Here is a 25,414-nt window from a genome sequence, read left to right on the forward strand (position 1 = left end):
ACCCCGAGCTCAGTCGGGGTGGCGCAGCAGGTACCGGCCGAAGTGCGGCACGGTGAAGGCGATCTGCCCGCGCTCGGCGGAGTAGACCAGCCCCTTCTTGATCAGCGAGTCGCGGGCGGGCGAGAGAGACGCGGGCTTGCGGCCGAGCGAGACGGCGACCTCGGACGTCGCCACCGCCGCGCCGCCGGGTCCCCCCAGCTCGGCCATCGCGTGCATGTACTCCCGCTCGGCGGGGGTGGCCCGGTCGTAGCGGGAGCCGAAGAACCCCACGGCGAGCTCGGCCTCGGCCACGGGCGCGGCCATGGCGACGTCGGCGGCCGTGATGGGGGAGGAGGCGGCGACGTCCCAGGTGACCTTGCCGTAGGCCTGCACGAAGTAGGGGTAGCCGTCAGCCGCCTCGTACAGGGCGTCCAGGGCGGCCGGGTCGAAGGTGACGTCCTCCCGCTCGGCCGGGGCGAGCAGTGCGCGGTCGGCGGCAGCGCGCTCCAGCCGGTCGATGCGCAGGTAGCGGAAGAGCCGCTCCGAGTAGCTCTTGGACGCCGACAGGACGGCGGGCAGGTGGGGCAGCCCGGCGCCCACGACGATGAGCGGGGCACCCTGCTGCGACAGCTCGTGGCAGGCGGCGCAGATCGCCGACACGTCGTCGGCCTGGATGTCCTGCATCTCGTCGATGAACAGGGCGATCCCGCTGCCGATGTCGGCGGCGACCCCGGCGGCGTCGCTGAGCAGCTCCACCAGGTCGATCTCCATGTCGCCGGAGTCGGCCCGGCCGGTGGCGGCGGGCACGTCGATGCCGGGCTGCCAGCGGTCGCGCACCTTCGACTCGGCCGCGTTCACCCGCTGGGCGAAGGCCTTCACCACGCCGAGCACCTCGGCGACCGACTCCTGGTCGCCGTGCCGCGGGCCCAGCTCCCGCAGCGCCATGTGCAGCGCGGAGGAGATCGGCCGGCGCAGCGACTGGTCGGGCCGCGCCTCGATCTTGCCGGTGCCCCACCCGCGGGAGATCGCCGCGGAGCGGAGCTGGTTGAGCAGCACGGTCTTGCCCACGCCGCGCAGCCCGGTGAGGACCAGCGACCGCTCGGGGCGGCCGCGGGCGATGCGCTCCAGGACGACGTCGAACGCCTGCAGCTCGTCGTCGCGGCCGGCCAGCTCGGGCGGGCGCTGGCCGGCGCCGGGGGCGTAGGGGTTCCGCACGGGATCCATGGCGAGCACCGTATGGGCTTCTCTAGCGCCGGCCGTAGAGATCCGTAGAACCGGCTGATCGCGTGTCGCGCGGGGGCGGGCGGGGCCGGTGGTGCGCCGGAACCCTCCGTCGAGCCCTGCCTAGCGCTCTCTAGCCCTCCTGCTAGACAGCGCGATAGGCGGGTCGAGAGGACGGGTGGCCCCGTCGTGAGGTGCATCTGCGGCTCTCTAGCTCAGCCGCTAGACGGCTGCAGACGCCGTCAGACCCCACGATCGCCGGGGGCCGGCGCTAGCGTGACCGCGTGATCACGTTCCTGCTCAAGGTCGTCATCTTCGCGGCGGCCTTCTACGGGCTGACCTACTTCGACGTGCTCCCGGGCCTGGAGGTGGTGCCCAACACCGACGGGCCGCTGGGGGAGTACGGCAGTTACCTGTGGATCGGGCTGATCTTCGGCGTCGTCAACGCCCTGGTCGGACCGGTCCTGCGGCTGCTCTCGCTCCCGTTCGTGCTGCTGACCCTCGGGCTGTTCCTGCTCGTGATCAACGCCGCGCTCCTCGGGCTCACGGCGGCGATCACCGACCGGCTGACCATCGACGGTTTCCTCACCGCCGTGATCGGCGGCCTCATCCTCGCCGTCGTCGGCTGGGTCGCCGACCAGCTCCTGGACCGCTGACCGCGTCGCCGTGACGGCGGTCTCGGCGGGCAGTAGCGTGGCCTTTCATGGCCAGTGACACCGGAGTCGCACCGGAGACCCCGGTGCGCGACCGGGACGGCGGCCCGGCGGGCGGCTCTCTCACCGAGCTCGCCGCCCTCGAGGCCGGCCGCGACGAGAAGAAGCAGTTGCTGCGGAAGGCGGCCGCGCTGGCCGTCGCCGAGGCCGAGCGCGGGGGGGCGGCGCTCCCGCCCGGGTGCACCGCCGACGCCCTCCCGGCGTTCTTCCGCCGCTACTACTGGAGCGAGCCCGCCGAAGAGGTGCTGGGCAGCGATCCCGCCGACCTCGCCGCCCTCGCGCTCGGGCACCTGGCGCTGGCCGAGGTCCGGCTGCCAGGCGTCGCGACCGTCGACGTGCGCGGGGTGCCGGGTGGCCGGGGTGCCGGCCGCACCGTCATCCGGCTGGTCACCGACGACATGCCCTACCTGGTCGACTCGGTCACCGCGGAGGTCACGCGGCAGGGGTTCGCGCTCGAGCACGTCGTGCACCCGGTCGTCGTGCTGCGCCGTGACGTCCGCGGGCGGGTGCTCGCCTTCTGCGACAGCGGGGACGTCGCCGCCTGCGGGCCCGACGCGGTCGCGGAGTCCTGGATGGCGGTCGTCCTCGACGGTCCCCTGGACGGCGAGGCCGCCGGCGACCTGGTGGCCGGGCTGCGCACCGTCCTGGACGACGTGCGCGCGGTGCACGAGGACGCCGGGCGGATGCGGGCCCGGCTGCGCGAGCTGGCGGCGCGGCTGGAGGAGCGCGGCGGCGCCCCGGCCGACGTCGACGACGCCGCGGACGACCCGGCCGAGGCGGCCGCGCTGCTCCGGTGGCTGGCCGACGGCAACTTCGTGCTGCTGGGCGCCCGCGAGGTGACCGTCTCCGACGGCGACGGGGGGCAGCTCGCCGTCCAGCCGGTCGCGGGCACCGGGCTGGGCGTGCTCCGCAGCGACACCGGCATGGGCGGCACCTCCGGCAGCACCCCGGAGGCCGGCACCGCCCCGGTGGACCACCTGCTCACCGTCACCAAGGCCGACAACCGCTCGACGGTGCACCGACGGGCGTGGCTCGACCTCGTCGGGGTCACGCTGCCCGGCGACCGGGACGGGGTGCGGCGGCAGTGCCGGTTCGTGGGCCTGTTCCCCACGTCGGCGTACACGACCAGCGTCCTCGACGTCCCCCTCGTGCGGCGCCGGGTGGCCGAGGTCGTCGCCCGCTCCGGCGTGCCGTCGGACAGCCACACCGGCAAGGAGCTGCTCGACGTCCTGGAGACCTACCCCCGCGACGAGCTGATGCAGGTGGGGGCCGACCAGCTGCTGCCCGTCGCGCTGGCGGTGCTGCACCTGCAGGAGCGGCGGCAGACCCGGCTGTTCCTGCGCCGCGACCCCACCGGCCGGTTCTGGTCGGCCCTGGTCTACCTCCCGCGCGACCGCTACACCACCGAGGTGCGCACCCGCATGCAGCAGCTGCTGCTCGAGCGCCTGGGTGGCACCAGCATCGAGTTCACCGCCCGGTCCACCGAGTCGGTGCTGGCCCGGCTGCACTTCGTCGTCCGGCCGCCGGTGGGCCGCCGGGGCGCCCAGCAGCAGGTCGACGTCGACGTGGAGGCGCTGCAGGCCGAGCTCGCCGCCGCGGCCCGCAGCTGGACCGACGAGCTCTCCGACGCGCTGGCCGCGCGCTTCGGCGTCGACGCCGAGAAGGTGTTCGCGCGGATCGCCGACGCCTTCCCGGCCGCCTACCAGGAGGACTTCCCCGCCGAGCGCGCCGTCGAGGACCTCGTCCGCCTGGACGCGCTGGCCCCCGGCGACCTGGCGCTGCGGCTCTGGACGCCCACCGGCGCGGCGCCGGGGGAGCGGCGGCTCACCGTCTACCGGGTCGGTGAGCGGCTGCTGCTCTCGCAGATCCTGCCCATGCTGCAGAACATGGGCGTCGACGTCGTCGACGAGCGGCCGTACGAGATCGACCGCATCGGCGCGCCGCCCACCTGGATCTACGACTTCGGCGTCGCCGTCCCGGCGGTCGAGCTGCCCCTGCTGCGCTCCCTGCCGGAGCGGTTCACCGAGGCCGTCGGCGCGGTGTGGCGGGGCGAGGCCGAGGACGACGGCCTCGGCGCGCTCGTCATGCTCGCCGGCCTGAACTGGCGGCAGGTCACGGTCGTGCGCGCCTACGTGCAGTGGCTGCGCCAGGCGGGCCTGCCGTTCAGCCAGTCCTACGTGGAGCAGACCCTGGCGGCCCACCCCGGTGTGGTCGCCCGGTTGGTGGCGCTCTTCGAGACCCGCTTCTCGCCGGGCCGGGTCACCGGACGGGACGCCCGGCAGGCCGACCTGGTCGAGGCGCTCCGCCGCTCCATCGGCGAGGTCGCCTCCCTCGACGCCGACCGCGTGCTCAGCTCCCTGCTGGCCGCGGTCACCGCGACCCAGCGGACGACCTACTACGCCTCGACGCCCGAGCGGCCCACCACGCTCGCGCTCAAGCTGGCCCCCGCCGAGGTGCCCGACCTGCCCGAGCCCCGCCCGGCGCACGAGGTCTGGGTCAGCTCGCCGCGCGTGATGGGCGTGCACCTGCGGTTCGGCAAGGTGGCGCGCGGCGGGCTGCGCTGGTCCGACCGGCGCGAGGACCTGCGCACCGAGGTGCTGGGCCTGGTCAAGGCGCAGATGGTCAAGAACACCGTCATCGTCCCCACCGGCGCCAAGGGCGGCTTCGTCGTCAAGCGCCCGCCCGGGGACGGCGCCTCCCGCGAGGAGGTGCTCGCCGAGGGCCAGGCCTGCTACCGGCTGTTCGTCGGCGCGCTGCTCACGCTCACCGACAACCTCGTCGACGGCCGGGTGGTGCCGCCGCCGAAGGTGGTCCGGCACGACGGTGACGACAGCTACCTCGTCGTCGCCGCCGACAAGGGGACGGCGACGTTCTCCGACCTGGCCAACGAGGTGGCGCTCGAGCGCGGCTACTGGCTCGGTGACGCCTTCGCCAGCGGCGGCTCGGTCGGCTACGACCACAAGGCCATGGGCATCACCGCCCGGGGCGCCTGGGAGTCGGTCACCCGGCACTTCCGCGAGCTGGGCGTCGACGTCCAGCGGGAAGACTTCACCGTCGTCGGCATCGGCGACTGCTCCGGCGACGTCTTCGGCAACGGCATGCTGCTGTCCAAGCACATCCGGCTCGTGGCGGCGTTCGACCACCGGCACGTCTTCGTCGACCCGTCGCCCGACGCGGCGGCGTCCTTCGCCGAGCGCCGGCGGCTGTTCGACCTGCCCCGGTCCTCGTGGGCCGACTACGACGCAGGCCTGATCAGCGCCGGCGGCGGGGTGTGGCCCCGGACGGCGAAGTCGGTGCCGGTCTCCGAGCAGATGCGGGCCGCGCTCGGCCTGCCCGGCGGCGTGACGGCGCTGAGCCCGGTCGAGCTGATCCGCGCGGTGCTGCTCGCCCCGGTGGACCTGCTGTTCAACGGCGGTATCGGCACCTACGTCAAGGCGGCCGGTGAGAGCCACCTGGAGGTCGGCGACAAGGCCAACGACGCCGTGCGGGTCGACGGCCGGCAGCTGCGGGCGCGGGTGGTGGGGGAGGGCGGCAACCTCGGCCTGACCCAGCGGGGCCGGGTGGAGTACGCGCTCGCCGGTGGCCGGGTGAACACCGACGCCATCGACAACTCCGCGGGCGTGGACACCTCCGACCACGAGGTCAACATCAAGATCGCGCTGAACCGGGTGGTCGACGAGGGGCGGATCCACGCCGAGGGCCGGGCGGCGCTGCTCGGCGAGATGGCCGACGACGTCGCTGCCGCCGTCCTCACCGACAACCACGCGCAGAACGCGACCCTCGCCGGGGAGGCCGCGGCGGCGCGCAGCCTCATGGACTCGCACGAGCGGTTCATCCGCTCCCTGGAGCGCTCGGGACGGCTCAACCGCGCGGTCGAGGCGCTGCCCGACGACCGCGGGCTCACCGAGCGCCGCCGCGACGGGCAGGCGTTGACCAGCCCGGAGCTCTCGGTGCTGCTGGCCTACGCCAAGCTGCAGACCGGGGACGCGGTGCTCGCCTCCCCGCTGCCGGACGACCCGGCGCTGGAGGAGCTGCTGGTCGGCTACTTCCCCGCCCCGCTGCGCGACCGGTTCCCCGTGGCGGTCACCAGCCACCCGCTGCGCCGAGAGATCATCGCGACGGCCCTGACGAACCGGGCGGTCAACATCGCCGGCGTCACCGGGCTGTTCCGGCTCACCGAGGAGACGGGGGTGCCGCTGCCGGCCGTCGTCCGCGCGCACGCGGTGGCCCGCGCGGTCTTCGGCATCGACGCGATGTGGGACGCCGTCCGCCCGCTGGACAACCGGGTCTCCGCCGCCGTGCAGGTCGAGGCGCGCACCGAGGCCACCCGGCTGGCCGAGCGGGCGACGCGCTGGCTGCTGCGCCAGCCGGAGCTCACCGCCGAGGACGCGCCCCCCCTCGCGGAGGTGGTCGACCGCTTCGGGCCCGCCGTCACCCAGGTGGAGGCGGGGCTCCCCGGCTGGCTGCTGGGCGGCGAGGCGGAGGCGTTCGCATCGCGCGCCGCCCGGCTGCAGGAGGCCGGCCTGCCCGCGGAGCTGGCCGCCCGCGTCGCGTCGGCGCCGCTGCTGCCGGCCGCGCTGGACCTCGCCGTGGTCGCCGAGCGGACCGGTGCGCCGGTGACCCTGGCCGGCCAGGTCATGCAGGGCCTCGCCGACCGGCTGGGCCTGGTGGCCCTGCGCGAGCAGGTCATCGCGCTGCCCCGGGACCGGCGCTGGCCCTCGATGGCCCGGGCCTCGCTGCGGGACGACCTCGCCATGGAGCAGTCCTCGCTGACCGAGGACGTGCTGGGCCTCCGGGCCAGGGACGACGAGGGGGCCGGCGAGCTGGTCGGCCGGTGGGCGGAGGGCTGGGACGCCGCGCAGCGCCGCGCGGCGGCCCAGCTGGCCGACATCACCGCCGGCGAGCGGCACGAGCTCGCCGAGCTGCTCGTCGCCGTCCGGACGCTGCGCGGGCTGCGGAAGCGGCGCCAGGCCCGGCGCGTGCCGCGGCCCGCGGGGACCTGAGCGCACCGCCGGGTCGCCGCTGACCGGCCCGTTCGTCACGGGAGCGTCACCCTCGGCACGGTTCGCGCGCTCCGCGGCGGGCACGGTGGGGAGGACCGCTGCCGACCGACCGCGAGGACCGCCCGTGCCGCTCCGCCCGCTCGACCCCGTCGACGGTTACCTGCCCATCGAGGACCACGGTCTCATCGGGGACGGCGTCACCTGCGCGCTCGTCGCCCGGGACGGCTCCATCCCGTGGCTCTGCCTGCCGACGTTCGACGGCGATCCGTTCGTCGCGGGGCTGCTGGACGCGCAGCGGGGCGGCACCTTCGCCGTCACGCCCGTGGGGCTCCGGGAGGCCGCCCAGCGCTACCTGCCCGGCACCGGCATCCTGGTGACCGAGCTGCACACCGCCGACGGCGTCCTCGAGCTCACCGACTGCCTGCCGCTGCGCTCGGGCGCCGACCTCGCCGAGTCGGTCCCCGCCGGGCGGGGGGAGATCCTGCGCAGCGCCCGGGTGCTGTCCGGGTCGGTGGAGGTCGACGTCCGGCTGGCGCCCAAGGACGGCGTCCAGGTGCGCTCCGAGCTCGGCGCCTGGCGGATCCGGTGGCCCGCCCGGCCCGCCATGGAGCTGCTCCTGTGGTGCTCCCACCCGCTGACGCTCACCGGCGACGGCGCGATCGCCGGACGGGCCCGGCTCGAGGCGGGGGAGCGGCTCACCGTCATGCTGCAGTGGTCGGGGCACACGCACACGCGCGTGCGCAGCGACCCGCAGCGGCGGATCGACCAGACCACGGCGGCCTGGCGCGACTGGTCGGGGCGGCTGACCTACAGCGGGCCGCAGCAGGAGCTGGTCACGCGCTCGGCGCTGACCCTCAAGCTCCTCGACCACGTGCCGACCGGGGCGGTGATGGCCGCGGCCACCTCGTCCCTGCCCGAGGGCATCGGCGGGGAGCGGAACTGGGACTACCGCTACACCTGGGTGCGCGACGCGGCCTTCACCGGCTACGCGCTCAACCGCATCGGCATGGACGAGGAGTCGCACGCCTTCCTGGCCTGGACGCTGCGCAACGTCGAGCGGCGCGGTGGGGTGGACATCATGTACACCCTCGACGGCGAGCCCCCGGCGACCGAGTGGCTGGACGCCTCGCTGTCGGGCTACCGCGGCTCCTCCCCGGTCCGCTGGGGCAACGGCGCCGCCCGGCAGGTGCAGAACGACGTCTACGGCGAGCTGCTGGACGTCGCCTACCAGTGGGTGCGCGGCGGCGGCGAGGTCGGCGAGACGCTCTGGCTGTCGCTGCAGCGGCTGGCCGAGCAGGCGATCGCCCAGTGGACGACGCCGGACAACGGCATCTGGGAGATCCGCGACGCCGGGCGGCCGTTCACCTACTCGGTGGCGATGTGCCACGTCGCCGTCGACCGGGCGCTGCGGATCGCCGACCAGCTGGGGCTCCCGCACCCGCGCGAGCGCTGGCGGACCGAGGCCGACCGGATCCACCGCACGCTACTGGAGCAGGCGTGGGACCCCGACCGGGGCACGTTCACCGAGCACCTGGCCGCCCCCGGGCAGACCGACCGCGGCGGGCTGGACGGCTCGCTGCTGAGCCTGCCGCTGCGCCGGATCATCCCCGCCGACGACCCCCGGATGGTCGCCACCACCGAGGCGGTCCGCCGCCACCTGGACGCCGGGGACGGCCTGCTCTACCGGTACCTGCACACGGAGTCGCCCGACGGCCTGCAGGGCACCGAGGGCGCCTTCCTGCTCTGCAGCTTCTGGCTGGTCGACAACCTCGCCGGGCAGGGCCGCCTCGAGGAGGCCCACGACCTGTACGACTCGCTGTGCGGCCGGGCCAACGAGCTCGGCCTGCTCGCCGAGGAGATCGACCCGTCGACCGGGGCCTTCCTCGGCAACTTCCCGCAGGCGTTCAGCCACGTCGGGGTCATCGCGAGCGGGTGGAACCTCGCCCGGGCGGAGGGGGAGAAGGCATGAAGCGGTCGTTCGTCGTCCTCGGTGGGAGCGGTGACCTGACCGGCCGGCTGCTGCTGCCGGGGCTCGCCGAGCTGTTCGCCGCCGGCGTGCTGGACGAGGAGGTCGACGTCCTCGCGGTGAGCCGGGAGGACTGGACCGACGCCGAGTACCAGGAGTGGGCGCGCCGCCGGCTGGACGCCCACGCCGGGCACGTCCCCGCCGCGACCCGGGAGCGGGTCGTCTCGCGGCTGGGCTACCTCCGCGGCGACGTCACCGTGCCGGGGGACCTCCGGCGGGCGCTGGACCGGGTCGGTGACGTGCCGGTGGTCTACCTGGCCCTCCCCAACACGGTCTTCCGCCCGACCCTGGAGGCGCTTTCGGAGGTCGGCCTGCCCGAGGGCGGGATCGTCGCCGTCGAGAAACCCTTCGGCCGGGATCGCGCCGACGCGGCCGAGCTCAACCGCATCCTCCACCGGCTGGCGCCCGAGGACGCGGTGTTCCGCATCGACCACTTCCTGGCCAAGCAGACGGTGCTCAACGTCCTCGGCCTGCGCTTCGCCAACCGGCTGTTCGAGCCGGTGTGGAACGCCGGCCACGTCGAGTCGGTGGAGATCGTGTTCGACGAGACGCTGGGGCTGGAGGGGCGGGCCGGCTACTACGACACCGCCGGCGCGCTGCGGGACATGCTGCAGAACCACCTGCTCCAACTGCTCGCGCTGGTGGCGATGGAGCCGCCGCTGGCCGTCGACGCGGCGGGGCTCTCCTCCCGCAAGGGGGACGTGCTGCGCGCCGTCCGGCCGCCGGCCGACATGGCGGCGGGCAGCATCCGGGCCCGGTACACCGCCGGCACCGTCGGCGAGCGGCAGCTGCCCGACTACGCCACCGAGGACGGCGTGGACCCGGACCGCGGGACCGAGACCTACGCCGAGCTCACGGTGACCGTCGACAACTGGCGGTGGGCGGGAGTGCCGTTCCGGCTCCGGTCGGGCAAGGCGCTGGGCGTGGACCGCCGGGAGATCGTCGTCCGGTTCCGCCCCGTGCCGCACCTCGCCTTCACCGACGAGGACCCGGAGCCCGACGTGCTCCGCATGCGCCTGGACCCCGACGGCATCTCGCTCGAGGTCAACCTCAACGGCGCCGGTGACCCCTTCGACCTCGAGCGGCGGGCCCTGGACATCGGGCTGGCGCCGGCCGGGTTGTCGGCCTACGGCCTGCTGCTGCGGGAGATGCTGGGCGGCGACGCCGCCCTGTCCATCAGCGATGTCGAGGCCGAGGAGTCGTGGCGCATCGTGGAGCCCGTCCTCGCCGCGTGGGCCGCCGGCGAGGTGCCGCTGCGGGAGTACCCCGCGGGCTCCGACGGCCCCACCCCGTCCCATCCGGGGGTGTCTAGGGGCGCGGCTAGAGAGACGTAGACGACGTCAGAGGGCGGGCCGGCGCTCGCCGAAGCGGGTGGCCTGCTCGAACGCGTGCCCCACCTCGAGCACCCGCCGGTCGGCCCGCGCGGGGCCGACCACCTGCAGACCGACCGGCAGGCCGTCGGGGGTGAAGCCGCCGGGCACCGAGAGCGCCGGGCAGCCGGTGGGGGAGAGGAGCGTGCACGACCGCATCCACGCCAGGTAGTTCTCCTGCGGCACCCCGGCGATCTCGGTCGGGTACTCCCACTCGACGGGGAAGGGGAGCACCTGCGTCGTCGGCGCGAGCAGCACGTCGAAGCGGGTGAAGAACTCGGCCATCCGCTCGTACAGCCGGGTGTGCAGCTTCTCCGCGCGCGCGACGTCGGCACCGCTGAGCGCCTCGCCCTTGGCCACGTTCCAGCGGATCGACTCCTTGACCTGGTCGGGGTGCGCGCGCACGACGTCGCCCAGCTGAGCCTCGAAGATCCAGGCGCGCAGCGTGCCGAACACCTCGTCGGCGTCGTCCAGGTCGGGGCAGTCCTCCTCGACGACGGCGCCGAGCTCGCTGAACACCCCCAGCGAGGCGGCCAGCGTCGCGGTGATCGCCGGGTCCACCGCCACGCGGCCGCCCAGGTCGGGGGCCCAGGCGACGCGCAGCCCGTCGAGCCGCTCGGGCAGCGGCGCGGCGAAGCCGGCCCCGGGCTCCTCCAGGGCGATCGGCACCCGCGGGTCGGGCCCGGCGGTGGCCGACAGCTGCAGCGCCACGTCGGCGACGGTGCGGCCCATCGGACCCTGCACCGACAGCTGCGCCCAGCCCAGCGGCGCGGGCCACGTCGGCACCCGCCCGGGGGTGGGCCGGAGCCCGACGACGTTGCAGAACGCCGCCGGGTTGCGCAGGGAGCCGCCCATGTCGCTGCCCTCGGCCAGCGGCACGAACCCGGCCGCGAGCGCGGCGGTCGCGCCGCCGCTGGACCCGCCGGCCGAGAGCCCGTGCCGGTAGGGGTTGTGGGTCACGCCGAACACCGGGTTGAAGGTGTGCGAGCCGGCCGCGAACTCGGGCACGTTGGTCTTGCCGATCCGGATCGCCCCGGCACCCACCAGCCGCGACACCACGAGCTCGTCGGCGTCGGGCACGGCGTCGGCCAGCACCGGTGAGCCGCAGGTGGTGCGCATGCCGCCGGTGGCGTGGGTGTCCTTGTGCGCGACCGGGAGCCCGTGCAGGGGGCCGAGCGGGCGGCCGGCGGCCTGTGCGGCGTCGGCGGCGTCGGCGGCGGCCCGGGCCCCCTCGGGGTCGAGGGTGACGACGGCGTTCACCTGCGGGTCCAGCCGCTCGATGCGGCGCAGGTGGGCTTCCAGCAGCTCGCGTGCCGACACCTGCCGGTCGCGGACGAGGGCGGCCAGCTCGGTCGCGGGACGGGTGCAGAGGTCGTCGTCGTCGGTCACCGGGGCAGCCTGCCAGAAACCCGCCCGCGCGGTCCCGCCGACCGGGGGGAACGATGGGAACGATGACCGAGGAACGCGACCCCGCCGGCGACCCCACCTTCGAGGGCTCCACCTTCGACGCCCTGGGCCTGCGCCCGGAGCTGCTGCAGGCGCTCACCGCCCTCGGCTACGAGGAGCCCACACCCATCCAGCTGCAGGCGATCCCGCCGCTGGCCGAGGGGCGAGACCTGCTCGGCCAGGCCGCCACCGGCACCGGCAAGACCGCGGCGTTCTCGCTGCCCGTGCTGCAGCGGATGCCGGCGCACCGCACCGACCGGTCCCCGGTCGCGCTGGTGCTGGTGCCCACCCGCGAGCTCGCCGTCCAGGTGTCGGAGGCGCTGCACCGCTACGGCCGCGACCTGGGCGCCCGCGTGCTGCCCGTCTACGGCGGCGCCCCCATCGTGCGGCAGCTGCGCTCCCTGGAGTCGGGGGTCGACGTCGTCGTCGCCACGCCCGGGCGCGCCCTCGACCTGGTCAACCGCGGCGCGCTGCAGCTCGGCGAGATCGCCACCGTCGTGCTCGACGAGGCCGACGAGATGCTGGACATGGGCTTCGCCGAGGACCTCGAGGCGCTCCTCGACGAGACGCCGGAGGAGCGGCAGACGGTGCTCTTCTCGGCGACCATGCCGCGCCGGCTCGACGCGCTGGCCCGCCGCCACCTCTCCGACCCGGTCCGGATCACCATCGCCCGGGAGCGGGCCGCGCCCGGCACCGCGCCCCGCATCCGGCAGACCGCCTACGTGGTGCCCCGGGGCGCCAAGGCGGCCGCCCTCGGCCGGATCCTCGACGTCGAGGCGCCGACCGCGGCGATCGTGTTCTGCCGCACCCGCGAGGAGGTCGACTCCCTCACCGAGACGCTGAACGGCCGCGGGTACCGGGCCGAGGCGCTGCACGGCGGCATGAGCCAGGAGCAGCGCGACCGGGTGATGGGCCGGCTCCGCGGGGGGACGGCGGAGCTGCTGGTGGCCACCGACGTCGCGGCGCGCGGGCTGGACATCGAGCAGCTCACCCACGTCGTCAACTACGACGTGCCGTCGGCGCCGGAGTCCTACGTGCACCGCATCGGCCGGGTGGGCCGGGCCGGCCGCGAGGGCGTGGCGATCACCCTGGCCGAGCCCCGGGAGCACCGGATGCTCAAGACGATCGAGCGGGTCGCGGGCGCGCCGATCGCCGTGGAGAAGGTGCCCACGGTCGCCGACCTCCGCACCCGTCGGCTGGACCTCACCCGCGCCGCGCTGCGGGAGAGCCTGCTCACCGACGACCTGGACCGCTTCCGCGTCGTCGTCGAGACGCTCACCGACGAGTTCGACCTGGTCGAGGTCGCCCTCGCCGCGGTCAAGCTGGCCCACGAGGCGACCGGGCCGGTGGGCGACGACGAGGAGGAGATCCCGCAGGTCTCCTTCCGGCCGGAGCGGGACGGCGGCCGCCCCGGTGGGGGCCGGGACGGCGGCGGCAGGCGGGAGGAGCGCCCCGGCCGCCCGGCAGGGCGCCCCGGCGGCGGGCCGGCCGCGCGGCTGTTCGTCGGGGTGGGCCGGGATGCCGGCATCCGCCCCGGTGACCTGGTCGGGGCCATCACGGGCGAGACCGGGCTCACCGGGCGCGACGTCGGGTCGATCGAGATCCACCAGCGGTTCGCCCTGGTGGAGGTGCCCGAGGCCGCCGCCGACGAGGTCGTGCAGGCGCTGCGGGCCACGATGATCAAGGGGCGCAAGGCCCAGGTGCGGCGCGATCGCGGTCGCTGACCCCGGGCTCACTCCAGCAGCGGGTCCCTCGGCACGGTCGGGGGCACGCGCTCCGGGCCGGCCTCGGCCGGCCGGGGCCGGTCCTGGCGGTGCAGCCGGACGGCCACCAGCGCGACGTCGTCCTCGGGCCGGCCGTGCACCAGCCGGTCCAGCAGTTCGTCGAGCAGCGCCTGCAGCGGCAGGTCGGCGAGCTCCTCCACGGCGGCGCGCAGCCGCTGGATGCCCTCGTCGAGGTCGGAGTCGCGGCGCTCGACGAGGCCGTCGGTGTAGAGCAGGACGGTCGAGCCGCGCCGGAGGGTGGCCACGGACTCGCGCCGCTGCGTGCCCGGGTCGACGCCCAGGAGCAGGTCGCCGGTCCACTCCCCGAGCTCGGCCACCTCGCCCTTCTCGGTGAGGACCAGCGGCGGCAGGTGGCCGGCGTTCGCCCAGCGCATGCGGGTGACGCCCTCGGCGGCCTCGTCGGGGGTCTGCTCGAACCGGGCCACCGCGGCGGTGGCCATCGTCGGGATCTGCAGCGTCGTCATCGAGGCGTCCAGCCCGCGCAGCACCTCGCCGGGGCCGGCGTCGCTGTAGGTGGCCACCCCGCGCAGCAGCCCGCGGAGCTGCCCCATGGCGGCCGCGGCCTCGGTGTCGTGCCCCACGACGTCGCCGATGACCAGCATCGTGGAGCCGCCGGGCTGCATGAAGGCGTCGTACCAGTCACCACCGACGCGGGCGGCCTCCGCGGCGGGGAGGTAGCGCACCGCGATCTCGGCGTGGTCGGGCTCGGGCGGCTCGGTGAGCAGGCTGCGCTGCAGCCCCTCGGCGAGCTGCTGCTGGGCGTTGTAGAGGCGGCCGTTGTCGAGCGCCAGGCCGGCGCGGTCGGCGACCTCCTGCGCGGTGACCAGGTTCTCCAGGCGGGCCGGGGTCGCCCGGGAGTAGTAGACGGTCAGCAGGCCCAGGATCCGGTTGCGGCCCCGCATCGGCAGGACGACCGCCTCCCGCGGGTCGAGGGAGGCGAGCAGGTCCCGGGCCTCGCCGGGGGGCAGCAGGTCGAGCACCGCGGCGCCGGTGCTGCGTCGCTGCTCGCCGGTCCGCAGCGAGACGGCGACGGGCGAGTCCGCCGGCATGGACTCCAGCCGTACCTCCGTGTAGCGCTCCAGCACCGGGCGCAGCTCCGGGTCGGCGTGCCAGGAGCCGACGTCGCTGGGGCGGCCGTCGTTGTCGACGACCGTCACGATGCAGAAGTCGGCGAGCGCGGGGACGACGAGCCGCGGGAGGTGCTGCATCGCGCGGTGCTGGTCCAGCGGGCCGGCGAGGTCGGCGCTGACGCTGGCCAGCAGCTCCAGGCGCTGCGCCACCCGATCGGACTCCTCCTGCGCCCGGCGCCGTTCGGTCACCTCCAGGAAGTAGACGGAGAGGCCGTCGGGGCTGGGCCACGCCCGCAGCTCGTACCAGCCGTCCAGCGGCGCGGGGTAGTAGGCGTCGAACTCGACCGGCTCGCCGGTGCGGACCGCCTCCCGGTAGCTGTTCTCGAAGACGCTGTTGACGGCGTCGGGGAACGCCTCCCAGAGGTTGCGCCCCAGCAGCTCGTCGCGGGAGGTCTGCAGGAGCTTCTCGGCCACGGCGTTGACGTAGGTGAAGCACCAGTCGCGGTCGAGGCTGTAGAAGCCGGCGGGCATCGCCTCCAGCACGCGGGTGACGAGGGTGGCCTCCTCGCGCTCCCCCGTGACGTCGTACGCGGTGCCCAGGATGCGGGTCGTCCGGCCGTGCGCGTCGACCAGCGACCGGCCGCGCGCGTGGATCCAGCGGGTGTCGCCGCCCGGCCGCACGATCCGGTACGTGGCGTCGTACTCCCCGCCGGTGTCGACGGCCTGCTGCAGCGCCTCGCCGACCCAGTCGGCGTCCTCGGGGTGGAGCCGCGCGTTGAACGCGTCGATCGTCCGGCCGAAGTCCTCGCTGCCGTAGCCGAACATCGCGATGAGCTGCTCGTCCCACATCAGCTCACCGGTCTCCTGGTCCCAGTCCCAGGTGCCGACGCCACCGGCCTCGGTGGCCAGCTCCCAGCGGACGCGGTCGTCCTCGTAGCGGCGCAGCAGCGCCGACAGCTCCAGCTCGGTCATCACCGAGCCGGCGAGCTGGCGCAGCGTCGCGATCTCCGAGCTCCCCCACGGCCGCGGCTCGGGGTCGAAGACGCACAGCGCGCCGACGGCGGCGCCGGAGGCGTCCGTGAGCGCGGTGCCCAGGTACGAGCCGATGGCGCCGGTCCGGACGGGCGTCAGGTCCCGCACGCGGTCGTCGGCGCGGGCGTCGGTGACGACGAGGGCCTCACCCGGGGGGAACGCGGCCGTCACCGTGCAGAGGGAGTCCTCGAGCGGCCCGGTGGTGCCGACGGCCGCGGGGTCGCTCCCGGCCGCGACGTGCTGCACGTCGACGAGCAGCGACACCTGGCTCCCGCTGGTGCCCAGCAGGCGGGCGGCGAGTTGGGCCAGCCTGTCCAGCCCCGCGCGGTCCCCGCGCGGGAGGATGCGCCGGGCGGCCGCCACGCGCGTGGGGTCGAGGCGCAACTCGGCCGCCGAACGGTCGCCGAGGGTCGGTCCCGCGTGGACCGTGCGGTCCGATCCGTCCACCGAAGCCCTTCTGCCCCGGCGGTCGCCGGATACCGGACCGGCGCGCCACCTTGTTCGAGCACGCCGGGTCCCCGCAGTTATGTCACGGTGGGCGGGTTGCGCGCAACCAACCGTTCGGGCACAACCCGAGAGATCGCCCTCAGTGCGCCGGGACGACCAGCGTCAGCGCCGTTCCCCCGTCATGTTCCACGTGCAACCCCGCCCGCCTCAGCAGGCTCCTGAGCCTCACGACGTCGCCCGGTTCCGCCGCGGTGGTGGCGAGCAGCCGGGCGAGCCGTCCTTTGTGCGCCTTGTTGAAGTGGCTGACGACGGAGCGCGCGCCGTCGGGTCGCTCGCTCAGCACGCTGACGGTGACCGCGCCGGGGACCGGGGCCAGCGCGGCGTAGGAGCCGCTGCGCAGGTCGACGACGAGCCCCTCGGTGCGCTCGAGCACGGGGCCGAGCACCGGCTTCCACAGCCCGCGGAGGGTCGGCAGCCCGGGCAGCGCGGACCCGGCCGACAGCCGGTAGGCCGGGATGCGGTCGCCCCCGCCGACCAGCCCGAACAGCGCCGAGCCGACGGCGAGCCGCCGCTCCGCGCGGGCCCGCTGCGCACGGGTGAGCGAGCCGACGTCGAGGGCGTCGTAGAGGACGCCGGTGTAGCGGTGCAGGGCGGGGAGCGTGCCGGCGGTGAGCAGCGCCGCGTTGCGGGCGACCTCGTCGTCCTGCTTCGGGGAGAGGCCCAGCGCGGCGCGGGACGCCGGGACGTCGCCGGCGAGCGCGACCAGCGCCCCCGCGAGCCGGCTGCGCACCGGGGTCAGCTCCGGCGCGGTGAGCGCGCCGAGGTCGAGGGGTGGGCCGTCGCCCCCGGGGGCCTTGGTCTCCGACGGGGGCAGCAGCACGAGCACGGGGAGCCAGCATAGGAGGCCCGGCCCTCGGGCCGGGAGGACCGGGACGGGGCTCAGCTCAGGTGAGGTCGACGACGACCGGGGCGTGGTCGCTGGCGCCCTTGCCCTTGCGCTCCTCGCGGTCGATGAAGGCCCCGCCGACCCGTGCGGCCAGCGCGGGAGAGCCGAGCACGAAGTCGATGCGCATGCCCTCGCGGCGCGGGAAGCGCAGCTGGGTGTAGTCCCAGTAGGTGTAGACGCCGGGCCCGGGGGCGTGCGGCCGCACCACGTCGGCGTACCCGGCGTCGACCACCGCCCGGAACGCCGCCCGCTCCGGCTCGGAGACGTGCGTCGAGGTGCTGAACACCGACATGTCCCACACGTCGTCGTCCTGCGGGGCGATGTTCCAGTCGCCGACGAGGGCGACCTGCGCGGCCGGGTCGTCGGCGAGCCAGCCGGCCGCGGTGTCCCGCAGCGCGGCCAGCCACTCGAGCTTGTAGGTGTAGTGGGGGTCGGCCAGCGTGCGCCCGTTGGGCACGTAGAGGCTCCACACCCGGACGCCGGCGCACGTGGCGGCGAGGGCGCGGGCCTCGCAGGTGGTGTCCTCGCCCCAGCAGGGCTGGCCGGGGAACCCGACGGTCACGTCCTCCAGTCCCACGCGGGACAGGATGGAGACCCCGTTCCACTGCGAGTAGCCCACGTGCGCGACCTCGTAGCCCAGGGCGGTGAACCGGTCCTGCGGGAACTGGTCGTCCCGGCACTTGGTCTCCTGCATGGCCAGGACGTCGACGTCGTGCCGCTCCAGGAAGGCGGCGACCCGGTCGACGCGGGTGCGGATCGAGTTGACGTTCCAGGTGGCCAGGCGCACGCCCGGGAGCTTACGGAGGGCCACCGACACCGACTCCCCGCCGTCCGGACGCCGGCGTCCACGATCGGGCGGTCCTGCCCCGGCCGCTCCTCGTCGGCGCCCCCACCAGGCCCGACGGTGGGAGCATGGCCCGGTGAGCTGGTGCGCCGCGGGGGCCGCGGGATGACGGACGGGACGACACCCCTCTCCTCGCAGCCGGGCGAGCGCCCCCCGCGACCGGCCCGGCGGCGCAGCTTCGGCGCGGCCCTGGGCTGGAGCGCCCTCGGCGCGCTGGTGCCCGGGACCGGGCTGCTCGCCGCCGGGCGGCGGCGGCTCGGGGCGGCCGTGCTGACCGTCTTCCTGCTGCTCGCCGGGGCCGCCGCGTGGCTCGCCACCGGCGGGCAGCGGTTCGCCGCCCGGACGTTCGTCGACACGGACGTGCTGCTCTGGGCGACCGTCGGCGTGGGCGTCCTGGCGCTGCTGTGGATCGCCGTCGTCGTCGCCGGCTACCGGATGCTGGTGCCCCCGGGCACCTCCCGCGGCCGGCACGTCGTCGGAGGTCTGGTCGTGGCGGTGCTCGTGGCGGCGATCGCCGCCCCCGCCGTCCTCGTCGGCCGGCTGGCCACGACGTCGCGCGACCTCATCGCCGGGGTCTTCGACGACGAGCGGCAGTCGGCGACCGTCGACGAGGAGGAGTCCGCCGAGCTCTTCGGCGGCCGGGACCGGGTGAACGTGCTGCTGCTGGGTGGCGACGGCGGCGAGGGCCGCGAGGGCGTGCGCACGGACACCGTCATCGTGGCCAGCACCGACGTCGAGACCGGCGAGACGGTGCTGATCAGCCTGCCCCGCAACCTGCAGGACCTGCCCTTCCCCGAGGACAGCCCGCTCGGCGAGCTCTACCCCGACGGCTTCGACGCCGGCAGCGAGAGCGAGAGCCTGCTCAACGCCGTCTACCGCAACGGCCCGGCCTGGTACCCCGACGCCCTGGGCCCGACCGACGACCCGGGTGCCGACTTCCTGAAGCTCGGCGTCGGGGAGGCCCTGGGCCTGCGCATCGACTACTTCGTGCTGGTCAACCTCGAGGGGTTCAGCCGGCTGGTCGACGCGCTCGGTGGCATCACCGTGAACGTCAACTACTACGTGCCGATCAACGGCGACCCGGGCACCGGCGAGCTGCCCGACGACTACATCGCGCCGGGGCCGGACCGCGAGATGGACGGCGACACCGCCCTGCAGTTCGCGCGGGGGCGGTTCGGGCTCACCGACTACGACCGGATGGAGCGGCAGCGCTGCACGATCTCCGCCATCGTCGACGCCGCCGACCCGGTGACGCTGCTGCAGCGCTACCAGCAGCTGGCCGCGACGACCGAGGACATCGTGAGCACCGACATCCCGCGGTCGCGGCTGGACGACTTCGTCGACCTGGCGTTCCGCGTGAAGGACGCCGAGATCCGCAGCGTCGTCCTCGACCCGTCGGTGATCGACCCGGCCTACCCCGACTACGACGCCATCCGCGCGCTGGTCGAGGAGGCGATCGACCCGCGCGTGCCCGTGCCCGCGGCCGCGTCGCAGCCGCCGGGCGACGAGACGCAGGCACCGCAGGCCCCCGAGCCGGGGGACGGCCCGGCCACCGACGTCGCCGACGCCTGCGCCTACGACGCGCAGCGTGCGGCCGAGGCCCGCGCCGCCGGCGAGCCGCCGAGCAAGGCCGGCTGAGGCCCGCGTCGAGGGAGGTCCGGGGCGGGGCGGAGAATGCCGGTGTGCCCGCCGCCGTCGTCCGCCCCGTCTCCACCGTCGACGACACGCTGCGCGGCGAGCTGCTGCGCTGCTGGGTCGACGTGAGCAACGCCGGGGGCGCGGTCGGCTTCGTGCCGCCGGTGACCGAGGACGACGTCGTGCCGCTGCTGGACAAGCTGCTGGAGGGCATCCACTCCGGCCGCGACGTGCTGGCGCTGCTCGAGGTGGACGGCCGGACGGCGGGGTTCGCCAGCGTCGTCGGCTCGCTGAGCCCGCTGCGCCGCCACTGGGGCACCGTGCTGCGGGTGCAGGTGCACCCCTCGCGGCAGGGGCAGGGCCTGGGCCGGGTGCTGATGGAGGGCGTGCACCGGATCGCCCGCGAGCGGGGGTGGGAGTTCGTGCACCTGACCGCCCGCGGGGGCACCGGTGTGGACGACTTCTACAAGGGCCTGGGCTACACCGAGGTGGGCCGCCTGCCCGGCGCGATCCGCGTGGCCCCCGGCGACGACCGCGACGAGATCGTGATGGCCTGCCGCCTCTGAGCCCCCCCGCAGGCCCTCGTCAGACCTGGACCGGGACCTCGCCCTTGGCCGCCAAGCGGGCGCGCATCCGCTCGCGGCTCTCCACGAACCGGGTGGCCTCGGCGTCCAGGCCGGTCAGGAAGCCGGCGAGCTCCTCGCGGGCCCGCTCGCCCTCGGGGCCGAGGTCGCTGCGCTCGAAGACCTTCCAGGTGCGCAGGATCGGGCTGACCACCTCGTCGTGGTGCAGCCGCAGGTCGTAGATGCCGGCCTTCGCGATGATCGTGGAGTTCCTGCGGAAGTTGGCCATGGTCGCGCCGGGCATCTCGAAGGTCATGACCTCCTTGGCGACGGCCTTCATCGTCTCGTCCGGGTCGATGTCGAACGCCGCCGTCACCAGGTTCCGGTAGAAGATCATGTGCAGGTTCTCGTCCGTGGCGATGCGGGCCAGCAGCTTGTCCGCGATCGGGTCGCCGGTGGCCTTGCCGGTGTTGCGGTGCGAGACCCGCGTGGCCAGCTCCTGGAACGAGACGTAGGCGACGGCCTCGAGCGGGGACTTGTCGCCGGAGTCGTAGCCGGTGGTCATGTAGTCCATCCGGGCGCGCTCGAGCTCGACCGGGTCGACCCCGCGGGTGACGACGAGGTAGTCCCGCAGCGCGACGCCGTGCCGCCCCTCCTCGGCCGTCCAGCGGCCGACCCACTGCCCCCAGGCGCCGTCCCGGCCGAAGCGGGTGGCGATCTCGCGGTGGTAGCTGGGCAGGTTGTCCTCGGTCAGCAGGTTCACGAACATGGCCGCCTTGGCGGTCGCGTCGAGCCGGGACTGCTCCGGGGACCAGTCCTCCCCGCCGAGGAAGGCGAAGTTCCGCCCCTCGTCCCACGGGACGTAGTCGTGCGGATGCCACTCCTTGGCCATCCTGATGTGCCGGTCGAGGTTCTCGGCGACCACGGGCTCGAGCTCGGTGAGCACGGCTGCCTGCGGGGACGTCTGCGGCATGGGGACCTCCGGGTCGGCTCGACCTGCGTCGTCGCAACCTACGCCGACGCGGCCGGGGTCGGGTCCCCACCAGGGTTCCCCGTCCGGCGTGCCGCTACGCCTTTGGCAGGCTGGGGGCATGTCAGCGCCCGAGCCCGGCCGTCCTCCGTCGCCCACGTCCCGCCGCCGGGAGCGCCTCGTCGGCCTGCTCGTGCTGGGGGTCGCGGTCGTGCTGCTGGTCTCGACGCCCACCTGGTTCGCCAGCGACCAGACCGGTGTGGCGATCGCGCAGCTCGCGGTGGCCGTGGTGCTGGCGGCCGTGGGCGCGTACCTCGTCCGGCGCGCCACCCGGGGCTGAGCGCGGGCCCGCCGTTGCGCGCCCGGGTGATCCACACCACACTCCGAGCCCAGGGAACGGCGAAGGAGGACCCGTGAAGCTGGACAAGACGGAGCTGGTGCGCGTGCTGCGTACCGAGGGGGACAACGACACGGCGGAGAAGGTGGAGCAGCGGTTCTCCGACCAGATCGACACCGACCGCGACGGCGACGCGCTCGCCGAGGTGGGGCTGGACCGCACGCAGCTGATGGCGAAGCTCGCCGGCGGCGGCTTCGGGACGACGCTGACGCCCTGAGCCCACGAGGTGTCGCGGCGGCCCCGGTGCAGGGGCCCGCCGCGACCGTGCGAGCGGTCGGGGGCAGCCAGGTCCTCTCTCAGCCCGAGAAGGGGCGCTCCCGCGCCAGCTCCTCCTTGGCCACGCCGCGGATGTGCACCGCGTCGGGGCCGTCGACGATGCGCAGGGTGCGGGCGCTGGCGTAGAAGCGGGCCAGCACCGTGTCGTTGCTGACGCCGGCGCCGCCGTGCACCTGGATGGCGCGGTCGATGACGTCGAGCGCGACCTTCGGGGCGGCGACCTTGATGGCCGAGATCTCGGTGCGGGCGCCCTTGGCCCCGTACTTGTCGATGAGGTCCGCCGTCTTCAGCACGTAGAGGCGCGCCTGGTCGATCTCGATCCGGGACAGCGCGATCGCCTCCCGCACGGTGCCCTGCTCGGCCAGCGGGCGGCCGAAGGCGACGCGGTTCTTGCTGCGCTCCACCATCAGCGCGAGCGCGCGCTCGGCCATGCCGATGGCGCGCATGCAGTGGTGGATGCGGCCGGGGCCGAGCCGGGCCTGGGCGATCATGAAGCCGTCACCCTCGCCGGAGAGGATGTTGCTGACCGGCACCCGGACGTCGGTGAACCGCAGCTCGGAGTGGCCGTGCTGGTCCTGGTACCCGAACACGGGCAGGTGCCGGATGATCTCCAGCCCCGGGGTGTCGCGGGGGACGAGCACCATCGACTGCTGGCGGTGCGGCGGGCCGTCGGGGTCGGTCTTGCCCATGACGATGAAGATCTGGCAGCGCGGGTCGGCGGCCCCGGAGGTCCACCACTTGCGGCCGTTGATGACGTACTCGTCGCCGTCGCGCACGATCGAGGTCTGGATGTTGCGGGCGTCCGACGACGCGACGTCGGGCTCGGTCATCGCGAAGCCCGAGCGGATCTCGCCCTCGAGGAGCGGGTTCAGCCAGCGCTCCTTGTGCTCCGGCGTGCCGAAGAGCATGAGCGTCTCCATGTTGCCGGTGTCCGGGGCGCCGACGTTCATCGACTCCGGCGCGATGACCGGCGACCAGCCGGTGATCTCGGCGACCGAGGCGTACTCGAGGTTGGAGAGCCCGCCGACCTCGTGGTGGAAGAGGTTCCACAGGCCGCGCTTGCGCGCCTCGGCCTTGAGCTCCTCCAGCACGGGCGGGTGCTCGTGGTTGTCGTGGCCGCGCTCGGCGCGCCAGGCGTCGTAGACCGGCTCGGCGGGGAAAACGTGCTCCCGCATGAAGTCCCACGCGCGTGCGCAGACGTCCTCGGCCTTGGCGGAGAGAGCGAAGTCCATGCCCCGCAAGGTAGCGGCGGGCGTGACCGGCGTCGCACCAGGGGTCCGAGGAGCCCCCCGGACGGCACGAGCCGGGCCCCGCGTGTGCGGAAGCCCGGCTCGGGACGGGGGTGTCGCTCAGGTGCGCGTGCGCCCCTCGACGGCGTTGCGCACCGGACCCAGGGCGATCACCAGGCCGGCGAGGGCGCTGACCAGGTGCAGCCAGTTGTCGGCCCAGTTGAGGCTCAGGAAGTCCCACTCCTGGTCCACGGCGAACAGGCCGTAGACGAACGTGGCGCCGTACCCGATCGCCAGCAGCCACCCGTAGGTGCGGGCGCCGCTCAGCGTCCGGAACAGCGCCAGGCCCGCCGCGCCGATCAGGATGTGGACGATGTTGTGGAACGGGTTGACCTCGAAGCCGAGGATGGTCTCGTCGGTGTCGTGCGCGAAGAAGTCGTCGAAGCCGGTGACGAAGAATCCGACGATCCCCACCAGCAGGTAGATCGCGCCGATGGCCGCGGCGAGCATCTGCGGCCAGGTCAGGCCTCGTCGATCCGCGCCGGTGTTTCCGCGGGTTGCAGACATCATGTCCTCCCTCTAGGTCGTCCGACCTGCCAGGTTCTTGACAGGTGACTGCCAGGAGCCGTTACCCGTGCTCGGGCCCGGATAACGGCCGCCACCCCGGCGAAGGAATGGTGTGGCCGAACCGATACACGGCCCGGCCGTCCGGCTCAGCCGCGCCCGGGGCGCGGCGTCGCCTTGGACCGGCGGACGACGAAGGGCCCGATCGCGAGCAGGTCCACCGGCGCCGAGCCGAAGCACTCGAGGGCGTCGCGCGGGTCGTCGACCATCGGGCGGCCGGCGGTGTTCAGGCTGGTGTTGACGACCACGGGCAGGCCGGTGCGCCGCTCGAACGCCGAGATCATGCGGTGCACCAGCGGCTCGGTCGCCGGATCGATGGTCTGGATCCGCGCCGTGCCGTCGACGTGGGTGACCGTGGGGATGCGGTCGCGCCACTCCTCGGCGACGTCGTGCACGAAGAGCATGTAGGGCGAGGGGATCGGCCCGCGGCTGAAGATCTCCGGAGCCCGCTCCAGGAGCACCATCGGCGCGACCGGGCGGAACTGCTCGCGGCCCTTGACGTCGTTCATCCGCTCGAGGTTGGCCTCGAAGCCGGGGTGGGCGAGCAGCGACCGGTGGCCCAGCGCGCGGGGGCCGTACTCGCTGCGCCCCTGGAACCAGGCGACGATGCCGTTGTCGGCGAGCACCTCGGCGACGGCCTCGGCGACGTCGTCGGGGCACTCGTAGTCGATCGCCGCCGTCTGCAGGACCTGCTCGATCTCGTCGTCGCTCCAGCCGCGGCCGAGCGCTGCGCCGGCCATCGGCTCGGTGCGCTCGCCGAGCTCGGCGGCGACGTGGAGGGCGGCGCCCAGCGCGGTGCCGGCGTCCCCGGCGGCGGGCTGCACCCACACCTGCTCGAACGGGCTCTCCGCGAGGATGCGGGTGTTGGCGACGCAGTTCAGCGCGGTGCCGCCGGCCATGGTGAGGGTCTTCTCGCCGGTCTGCTCGTGCACCCAGCGGGCGAGGTCGACCAGCACCTCCTCCAGGCGGGTCTGCACGCTGGCGGCGAGGTCGGCGTGGGCCTCGGACCACTGCTCGTCCTTGGCCAGGCGCGGCGCGAACTCGGCGAAGTCGATCTTCTCGGTGCGGAAGCCGCCGTCGTCGGTGGCGCGGATGAGCTCCGACAGCTCCCCGAGGAAGCGCGGCTTGCCGTAGGAGGCCATCGCCATGACCTTGAACTCGTCGGAGCTGCGCAGGAAGCCCAGGTGGTCGGTGAGCTCCTCGTACATCAGGCCCAGGGAGTGGGGGAGCGCCTGCCCGGCGAGCACCTCCAGCTGCCCGTCGACGTACCGGCCGGCGAGGTGGCTGTGCGCCTCGCCGCGGCCGTCGAGCACGAGGACGGCGTTGTCGCGCTGTGGCGCCGCCTTGCCCGCCGAGGCGGCGTGGGCGACGTGGTGCTTGACGAAGCGGACCTTCGCCGGGTCCAGGCCGGGGAGCGCGTGCGCCAGGAAGTCGGGCGCCATCTCGGCGTACTTCTTGCGCATGGTGTCGCCGTCGTCGAACAGGCCGGTCTCCTCCGGCGTCGTCATGAGGCCGGGGTCGAAGGAGTAGGCGACGGCGTCGAGCTCCTCGGGCCGGATGCCGGCCGTCTTCAGGCACCACGCGGCGGAGAGCTCCGGCAGCTCCCAGGCGCTCCACGGCAGCGGGCGCTTGCCGTGCTTGCGGCGGCTGAACCGCTCCTCCTCCGCGGCCGCCACGATGCGGCCGTCGACGACGAGCGCCGCCGCGGGGTCGTGGTAGATCGCGTTGATGCCGAGGACCTTCACGCGTGCACTCCTTCTCCCGGGTCCGTGCCCCGTCTGCTCCAGGCGCGTCGACCCGCTCTCCTGCGGATGATCATGGGCGGGATCGGCCGGTCCC

The 25,414-nt window shown here is 74.6% G+C and carries 18 protein-coding genes; 9 read left to right on the top strand and 9 right to left on the bottom strand.

Features of this window, described 5'->3' with window-relative positions:
• Nucleotides 1–9: 9 nt before the first annotated feature.
• Nucleotides 10–1,203 (bottom strand): AAA family ATPase, encoded by a 1,194-nt coding sequence (locus tag ACI79P_RS06770; RefSeq protein WP_456580263.1) that lies wholly within the window; start codon nucleotides 1,201–1,203, stop codon nucleotides 10–12.
• 281 nt (nucleotides 1,204–1,484) lie between these two features.
• On the opposite strand from ACI79P_RS06770, the gene ACI79P_RS06775 reads away from it, so the two are divergent.
• The 4 genes from ACI79P_RS06775 to ACI79P_RS06790 all read left to right on the top strand — a co-directional run bounded on the left by ACI79P_RS06775 (nucleotide 1,485) and on the right by ACI79P_RS06790 (nucleotide 10,276).
• Entirely contained in the window at nucleotides 1,485–1,856 is a 372-nt protein-coding gene (locus ACI79P_RS06775; protein WP_456580264.1) for a phage holin family protein, read from the top strand.
• Nucleotides 1,857–1,903: 47 nt separating this feature from the next.
• The gene (locus ACI79P_RS06780; RefSeq protein ID WP_456580265.1) at nucleotides 1,904–6,916 is read left to right on the top strand and encodes an NAD-glutamate dehydrogenase; all 5,013 of its coding nucleotides are present in this window, start codon (nucleotides 1,904–1,906) and stop codon (nucleotides 6,914–6,916) included.
• Between the two features lie 124 nt (nucleotides 6,917–7,040).
• Nucleotides 7,041–8,885 carry a glycoside hydrolase family 15 protein gene (locus ACI79P_RS06785; RefSeq protein WP_456580266.1) on the top strand — a complete coding sequence of 615 codons (1,845 nt, stop codon included), beginning with the start codon at nucleotides 7,041–7,043 and terminating at the stop codon, nucleotides 8,883–8,885.
• Nucleotides 8,882–10,276: a glucose-6-phosphate dehydrogenase gene (locus ACI79P_RS06790; protein WP_456580267.1), complete on the top strand. Its 1,395-nt coding sequence runs from the start codon at nucleotides 8,882–8,884 to the stop codon at nucleotides 10,274–10,276. The genes ACI79P_RS06785 and ACI79P_RS06790 overlap by 4 nt, the downstream gene beginning before the upstream one ends.
• Before the next feature lie 6 nt (nucleotides 10,277–10,282).
• Here ACI79P_RS06790 and ACI79P_RS06795 read toward each other — a convergent pair whose 3' ends face one another.
• Nucleotides 10,283–11,701, bottom strand: coding sequence for an amidase (locus ACI79P_RS06795; protein WP_456580268.1), 1,419 nt, complete (start codon nucleotides 11,699–11,701; stop codon nucleotides 10,283–10,285).
• 62 nt (nucleotides 11,702–11,763) lie between these two features.
• Between ACI79P_RS06795 and ACI79P_RS06800 the strand changes: the two genes are divergently transcribed.
• Complete coding sequence (locus ACI79P_RS06800) at nucleotides 11,764–13,482, top strand: DEAD/DEAH box helicase (protein ID WP_456580269.1); 1,719 nt, start codon at nucleotides 11,764–11,766, stop codon at nucleotides 13,480–13,482.
• 8 nt (nucleotides 13,483–13,490) lie between these two features.
• Here ACI79P_RS06800 and ACI79P_RS06805 read toward each other — a convergent pair whose 3' ends face one another.
• From ACI79P_RS06805 to ACI79P_RS06815, 3 genes are all read right to left on the bottom strand, one after another.
• Complete coding sequence (locus tag ACI79P_RS06805) at nucleotides 13,491–16,091, bottom strand: SpoIIE family protein phosphatase (protein ID WP_456580270.1); 2,601 nt, start codon at nucleotides 16,089–16,091, stop codon at nucleotides 13,491–13,493.
• 139 nt (nucleotides 16,092–16,230) lie between these two features.
• Nucleotides 16,231–16,977 carry a peroxide stress protein YaaA gene (yaaA, locus tag ACI79P_RS06810; RefSeq protein ID WP_456580271.1) on the bottom strand — a complete coding sequence of 249 codons (747 nt, stop codon included), beginning with the start codon at nucleotides 16,975–16,977 and terminating at the stop codon, nucleotides 16,231–16,233.
• Between the two features lie 58 nt (nucleotides 16,978–17,035).
• On the bottom strand, nucleotides 17,036–17,824 hold the full coding sequence (locus ACI79P_RS06815; protein ID WP_456580272.1) for an exodeoxyribonuclease III: 789 nt from the start codon (nucleotides 17,822–17,824) through the stop codon (nucleotides 17,036–17,038).
• 162 nt (nucleotides 17,825–17,986) lie between these two features.
• Between ACI79P_RS06815 and ACI79P_RS06820 the strand changes: the two genes are divergently transcribed.
• Both ACI79P_RS06820 and ACI79P_RS06825 read left to right on the top strand, forming a co-directional pair.
• Nucleotides 17,987–19,519, top strand: coding sequence for an LCP family protein (locus tag ACI79P_RS06820; protein WP_456580273.1), 1,533 nt, complete (start codon nucleotides 17,987–17,989; stop codon nucleotides 19,517–19,519).
• A gap of 44 nt (nucleotides 19,520–19,563) precedes the next feature.
• On the top strand, nucleotides 19,564–20,082 hold the full coding sequence (locus ACI79P_RS06825; protein ID WP_456580274.1) for an N-acetyltransferase family protein: 519 nt from the start codon (nucleotides 19,564–19,566) through the stop codon (nucleotides 20,080–20,082).
• 19 nt (nucleotides 20,083–20,101) lie between these two features.
• Here ACI79P_RS06825 and ACI79P_RS06830 read toward each other — a convergent pair whose 3' ends face one another.
• Complete coding sequence (locus ACI79P_RS06830) at nucleotides 20,102–21,052, bottom strand: acyl-ACP desaturase (protein ID WP_456580275.1); 951 nt, start codon at nucleotides 21,050–21,052, stop codon at nucleotides 20,102–20,104.
• Nucleotides 21,053–21,170: 118 nt separating this feature from the next.
• Between ACI79P_RS06830 and ACI79P_RS06835 the strand changes: the two genes are divergently transcribed.
• Both ACI79P_RS06835 and ACI79P_RS06840 read left to right on the top strand, forming a co-directional pair.
• A complete protein-coding gene (locus ACI79P_RS06835) occupies nucleotides 21,171–21,389 on the top strand; it encodes a hypothetical protein (RefSeq protein WP_456580276.1) in 219 nt (72 codons plus the stop codon).
• 73 nt (nucleotides 21,390–21,462) lie between these two features.
• Entirely contained in the window at nucleotides 21,463–21,663 is a 201-nt protein-coding gene (locus ACI79P_RS06840; RefSeq protein ID WP_456580277.1) for a hypothetical protein, read from the top strand.
• A gap of 79 nt (nucleotides 21,664–21,742) precedes the next feature.
• Here ACI79P_RS06840 and ACI79P_RS06845 read toward each other — a convergent pair whose 3' ends face one another.
• The 3 genes from ACI79P_RS06845 to ACI79P_RS06855 all read right to left on the bottom strand — a co-directional run bounded on the left by ACI79P_RS06845 (nucleotide 21,743) and on the right by ACI79P_RS06855 (nucleotide 25,320).
• Nucleotides 21,743–22,954: an acyl-CoA dehydrogenase family protein gene (locus ACI79P_RS06845; protein ID WP_456580278.1), complete on the bottom strand. Its 1,212-nt coding sequence runs from the start codon at nucleotides 22,952–22,954 to the stop codon at nucleotides 21,743–21,745.
• 117 nt (nucleotides 22,955–23,071) lie between these two features.
• Nucleotides 23,072–23,521, bottom strand: a complete 450-nt coding sequence (locus tag ACI79P_RS06850) for a DUF4383 domain-containing protein (protein WP_456580279.1) — start codon at nucleotides 23,519–23,521, stop codon at nucleotides 23,072–23,074.
• Between the two features lie 143 nt (nucleotides 23,522–23,664).
• A complete protein-coding gene (locus ACI79P_RS06855; RefSeq protein ID WP_456580280.1) occupies nucleotides 23,665–25,320 on the bottom strand; it encodes a carbamoyltransferase family protein in 1,656 nt (551 codons plus the stop codon).
• Between the last annotated feature and the right edge of the window lie 94 nt (nucleotides 25,321–25,414).

This window comes from Blastococcus sp. SYSU DS0510 (assembly GCF_054050835.1).

What these genes read in the sequence shown, in the direction of transcription:
- ACI79P_RS06770 (WP_456580263.1), bottom strand. Translation starts at nt 1,203, where the DNA reads ATGGATCCCGTGCGGAACCCCTACGCCCCCGGCGCCGGCCAGCGCCCG.
- ACI79P_RS06780 (WP_456580265.1), top strand. Translation starts at nt 1,904, where the DNA reads ATGGCCAGTGACACCGGAGTCGCACCGGAGACCCCGGTGCGCGACCGG.
- ACI79P_RS06790 (WP_456580267.1), top strand. Translation starts at nt 8,882, where the DNA reads ATGAAGCGGTCGTTCGTCGTCCTCGGTGGGAGCGGTGACCTGACCGGC.
- ACI79P_RS06800 (WP_456580269.1), top strand. Translation starts at nt 11,764, where the DNA reads ATGACCGAGGAACGCGACCCCGCCGGCGACCCCACCTTCGAGGGCTCC.
- ACI79P_RS06820 (WP_456580273.1), top strand. Translation starts at nt 17,987, where the DNA reads ATGACGGACGGGACGACACCCCTCTCCTCGCAGCCGGGCGAGCGCCCC.
- ACI79P_RS06830 (WP_456580275.1), bottom strand. Translation starts at nt 21,052, where the DNA reads ATGCCGCAGACGTCCCCGCAGGCAGCCGTGCTCACCGAGCTCGAGCCC.
- ACI79P_RS06835 (WP_456580276.1), top strand. Translation starts at nt 21,171, where the DNA reads ATGTCAGCGCCCGAGCCCGGCCGTCCTCCGTCGCCCACGTCCCGCCGC.
- ACI79P_RS06845 (WP_456580278.1), bottom strand. Translation starts at nt 22,954, where the DNA reads ATGGACTTCGCTCTCTCCGCCAAGGCCGAGGACGTCTGCGCACGCGCG.
- ACI79P_RS06850 (WP_456580279.1), bottom strand. Translation starts at nt 23,521, where the DNA reads ATGATGTCTGCAACCCGCGGAAACACCGGCGCGGATCGACGAGGCCTG.